This window comes from Stenotrophomonas sp. 05L44_2, assembly GCF_056665995.1.
Map to the genome: position 1 here is coordinate 1 of NZ_JBFTNR010000273.1, position 4,978 is coordinate 4,978.

Here is a 4,978-nt window from a genome sequence, read left to right on the forward strand (position 1 = left end):
CCTTCCCCCCGTGTACTTCCCCACAACAGGAGTTCCACCCATGTGTTCGATCTTCGGTATTTTCGGCCTGCAGGCCGGTGACGATCTTCCTTCCCTGCGCCGCCATGCGCTGGAGCTGTCGCAGCGCCAGCGTCATCGTGGCCCGGACTGGAGCGGTGTGTACCTGGACGAGGGCGCGCTGCTGGTGCACGAGCGCCTGGCCATCGTCGATCCGGCAGGCGGCTCGCAGCCGCTGCTGTCCGAAGACGGGCAGCTGGCGCTGGCGGTCAACGGCGAGATCTACAACCACCAGCAGCTCAAGGCCGGACTTGCCCAGGCCTATGCCTTCCAGACCGGCTCGGACTGCGAGGTGATCAACGCGCTGTACTGCCAGGGCGGGTCGCCGGCGCAGTGGCTGGAGCAGCTCAACGGCATCTTCGCTTTTGCTTTATGGGATCGCAGTGCGGGCCGTGTACTGATCGCGCGCGACCCGGTCGGCGTGGTGCCGCTGTACTGGGGCCATGATGCGCAGGGGCGGTTGCGCGTCGCCTCTGAAATGAAGGCGTTGGTCGATACCTGTGCCGACGTCGCCCAGTTCCCGCCTGGCCATTACTACGACAGCGCCAGCGGTGAGCTGGTGCGCTACTACCAACAGCCGTGGCGCGAGTACGACGACGTGCAGGGCCGCCCGGYCGATCTCGCCGAGCTGCGCCAGGCCTTCGAACATGCGGTCGAACGCCAGTTGATGAGTGACGTGCCGTACGGCGTGCTGCTGTCGGGCGGGCTGGATTCGTCGCTGGTTGCCGCCGTGGCAGCACGTTATGCGCGTCGTCGCATCGAAGATGGCGGGCAGAGCGAAGCGTGGTGGCCGCGCCTGCATTCGTTCGCCATCGGCCTGAAGGGCTCGCCGGATCTGGCCGCTGCTGCGGTGGCCGCCGAAGCACTGGGCACGGTCCACCACGGCTTCGAATACACCTTCGAAGAAGGCCTGGACGTGCTGCCGGAGGTGATCCGCCATATTGAAACCTACGACGTCACCACCATCCGCGCCTCCACGCCGATGTTCCTGCTGGCGCGCCGGATCAAGGCGATGGGGGTGAAGATGGTGCTGTCCGGCGAAGGCAGCGACGAGATCTTCGGCGGCTATCTGTACTTCCACAAGGCACCGGACGCGCGCGAATTCCACCAGGAACTGGTGCGCAAGCTCGACGCCCTGCACAACTACGATTGCCTGCGCGCCAACAAGTCGATGATGGCCTGGGGCGTGGAGCCGCGCGTGCCGTTCCTGGACCGCGAGTTCCTCGACGTGGCGATGCGATTCGATGCCGCGCACAAGATGGTCGGCGCCGGTTTTGGTGGTCGCCGCATCGAGAAGGCGGTACTGCGCGAAGCCTTCCAGGGCTACCTGCCGGACAGCATCCTGTGGCGGCAGAAAGAGCAGTTCAGCGATGGCGTCGGCTATGGCTGGATCGATGGCCTGAAGGCGCACGCCGAAGCACAGGTCAGCGACCGCGTGTTGGCTGCGGCCGACAAGCGCTTCCCGCACAACCCGCCGCAGACCAAGGAGGCGTACTACTACCGTCACCTGTTCGAGCAGTTCTTCCCCAGCCATGCGGCGGCTGAAACCGTGCCGGGCGGCAAGTCGATCGCCTGTTCCTCGCCGGCAGCGATCGCCTGGGATGCCAGCTTCGCCGCCGCCGCCGACCCATCGGGCCGCGCCATCGCCGGCGTGCACGAGCAGGCCCTGGCCTGATCGGCCGCGCCGAGCGGCAGCCACACGGGTAGCGCCGGGCCATGCCCGGCGAGCCCTGCAGCGCATGGGCGGCGAGGGACGTATCATCAGCCCCCTGCACATTGGGGAATGTTCATGGACGTACAGACCGGAGGTCCCGTGAGGCCGACGAAGTGGGCTTGGCGCTACCTGGTGTGGGCCGGCGTGCCGCTGCTGGTCGGCCTGCTGCTGGCGCGCTATGCGGGCCCCGGGCTGCCGACGGTGGCCAGCAAGGCCGAAGCCGTGGTCGGCAGTGACTGGGCACATCACCTGGCCTCGCCGCTCGGCCTGTTCCTGCTGCAGCTGCTGGTGCTGCTGCTGGTCGCCAAGGGCGCCGGTGCGCTGTTGAAGCGTTTCGGCCAGCCGGCCGTGATCGGCGAGATGGCCGCCGGCCTGATGATGGGGCCGCTGTTGCTGGGCAGCCTGCTGCCGCAGGTGCACGGTGCACTGTTCCCGGCCGCTTCGCTCGGGCCGCTGGGTATGCTCAGCCAGCTGGGTGTGCTGATGTTCCTGCTGGTGGCTGGTGCCGAACTGGATCTGGGCGCGCTGCGTGGGCGCCGTCGATTCGCCTTCACCGTCAGCCACGCAGGCATCGCGGTGCCGTTCGTGCTTGGTGTGGTCCTGGCCATCTGGCTGTACCCGCAGCATGGCCCGCAGGGCGTGGGTTTCACCGCGTTCGCGCTGTTCGTCGGTATTTCGATGAGCATCACCGCTTTCCCGGTGCTGCTGCGCATCCTCGCTGATCGCGGCATCACCCACACACCGCTGGGGCAGACCGCCATCGCCTGCGCGGCGCTGGGCGATGCTACCGCGTGGTGCCTGCTGGCGCTGATCGTGGCGGCAGCGCAGGCCACCGGCTGGTTGCCGGCCAGCCTCAACCTGCTGTGCGTGGTGGCGTTCATCGCGCTGATGCTGGGACTGGTGAAGCCGTGGTTCGCCCGCCAGACCATCGCGCCGGGTCGCGAAGGGCGCTGGCTGCTGGGCATCCTGCTGCTGTCGCTGGCCAGTGCGCTGGTCACCGAAGTGCTCGGCATCCATGCGCTGTTCGGCGCCTTCGCTGCAGGCGTGGCGGTGTCGTCCAACGCGCAGCTGCGGCACCTGCTGGTGGCCAGGGTCGAACCGTTCGCGGTGACGCTGCTGCTGCCGCTGTTCTTCGCCATGACCGGCCTGCGCATGCGCGCCGATGCGTTGCAGACCAGTGACATCGCGTTGTGCGTCGTGGTGATCGCCATGGCCACAGTGGGCAAGCTGCTGGGCACCTGGAGCGCGGCGCGCAGTACCGGCATGACCTCGCGCGAAGCGTGGCGACTGGGTGCACTGATGAATACCCGCGGGTTGATGGAGCTGATCGTGCTCAACCTGGGCTACGAGCTGGGCCTGCTTGGCGACCGCCTGTTTGCGGTGCTGGTGATCATGGCACTGGTGACCACTGCGATGACCGGGCCGCTGTTGAACCTGATCGAGCGCCGCAAGGCCTGACCCGGTCGCGCCCGGTGGCGGTGCAGGGCATCCCCCGCGGCCTGATGGCAGGGTAGTGCCGGCCGCTGGCCGGCAGCCACGCACACGCGGCGGGCATCATGCCGTGGCCGGCCAGCGCTATCGCGCCGGTAGCAGCGTCAACGTGTGCTGCGCCTTGCCGGGCAGGAACGGGGTGGGGCGGCCATGCACCCAGTCCTCATGTCCGGCGCCCCAGTACGGCGACAGCGGATGGCCGCTCTGCCCACCCGGCATGTGCACGATGCCATCGGCCTCGTGGCCGGGCGAGACCACCATGCGCTGCGAGGCGCCGAACGCCGGCGTCTGTACACGCGGCATGTCACGGTCGCCGGGCAGGGGATCGGCCGGCATGCACAACCAGCGGCTGGCGAAGGCGGGCAGGGCGCGCGCGACCGGATGGCAGATCGCTGCGGTATTGCGCTCGCCCCAGATGCGGTGCGCCAGCGGCCCCTGCGCGGACAGCTCCGCTTCGGTACGGCGCGCCGCATCGGCCAGCAGCGCATCCCAGTTCGTGTACGCGGGCGGCAGCAGGTTGGCCGGGCGCTGCTGCAGCATCGGCCAGGCCACGCCTTCCAGCTGCGCCAGTCGCGGTGCCAGGAAATCCTCGCCCAGCGGTGCCCGGGCCGGTGCCAGCAGCGCATCGGTCAACGTGTCGAGTACCTGTGTGCGGAACTCGCGCACCACCCGGTAGCTGACCGAATCGATCGCGGCGCGACCCTCCCAATGGCTGCTGACCGTGCCCAACCGCTTCAGTGCCGGATCGTCGCTGTGTTCGACCACCTGGTGCAGCAGCACCCACCAGCGCTGCAGGAACACCGCGCGGTCGTCGAGCTGGATCGCCAGCAGGTCGTGCTCGTCGAAATGCTCCTGCGTGGCCAGCAGGTCGCGGATCTGCCGTCCGCGTGCGCCGAGGTCGTAGCCACCATTGCCGACCGTGGCCAGCGTCGCCTCGTCCACCACGCGGCTGTTGGCCGTCCACAGCCGATGCGAGGCGGGGTCGACCAGGCTCGGCGCGGCGTCGCTGCGGATCGGCCACGGCGCGCAGCCCGGGTTGCGGTGATTGTCATTGAAGCCCAGCGGTGTACAGCCCGGGCCACGGTCAGGCCGCGCGCCGATCAGGCGCCACGCGATACGCCCGCTGCGGTCGCCGATCACCAGATTCTGCGCGGGAATGCCGGCATGGTCGGCAATCTGCAGGGCCTGGTCCAGATCGGCGGCCCGTGCCATGTCGGCGAAGTCCATGCGCACCGCGCCCGGCAACTGCGCGACCCAGCGCAGGGCGTCGCCTCTGCCATCGGCGTGGGTGTGCAGGATCGGTCCCCACGCGGTTTCGCGTACCGGGAAACGCACGTCGGCACCGCCGGCCACGACGATCCGTTCCTCGTGCACGGTCACTGCAGCGTCCGCTGGCTCGGTGCGGAAGTCGGCAGTGTCGATGTAGCTGTTGGTGAAGCCCCAGGCCACGTGGCCGTTGCTGCCGACGATCACCGCCGGCACGCCCGGCAGCGAGAATCCGCTGACGTCGACCTGGCCACCCGCAGCCTGTGGATCGGGGTAGCGCAGGCGCACACGGAACCACAGGCTGGGGGCGCGCAGGCCCAGGTGCATGTCGTCGGCGACGATCGCACGGCCATCGGCGGTCAGCGCGCCGGCCACGGCGAAATTGTTGCTGCCGACCGCGTCGGCATCCTCGGCAGCCGCGCCGGTCGCGGCCTTCAGCGTGCGCAGGTC

General features: G+C 69.0%; 3 protein-coding genes. 2 read left to right on the forward strand and 1 reads right to left on the reverse strand.

Annotated elements, in window-relative coordinates:
• Nucleotides 1-40: 40 nt before the first annotated feature.
• Both asnB and AC1VAN_RS11055 read left to right on the forward strand, forming a co-directional pair.
• A complete protein-coding gene (gene asnB / locus AC1VAN_RS11050) occupies nucleotides 41-1,732 on the forward strand; it encodes an asparagine synthase B (RefSeq protein ID WP_480985806.1) in 1,692 nt (563 codons plus the stop codon).
• Between the two features lie 108 nt (nucleotides 1,733-1,840).
• Nucleotides 1,841-3,229 (forward strand): cation:proton antiporter domain-containing protein, encoded by a 1,389-nt coding sequence (locus AC1VAN_RS11055; RefSeq protein ID WP_032975806.1) that lies wholly within the window; start codon nucleotides 1,841-1,843, stop codon nucleotides 3,227-3,229.
• 117 nt (nucleotides 3,230-3,346) lie between these two features.
• Here the strand turns inward: AC1VAN_RS11055 and AC1VAN_RS11060 are convergent.
• Nucleotides 3,347-4,978: penicillin acylase family protein (locus AC1VAN_RS11060; protein WP_480985807.1), on the reverse strand; the 1,632-nt coding region annotated here is incomplete at its 5' end.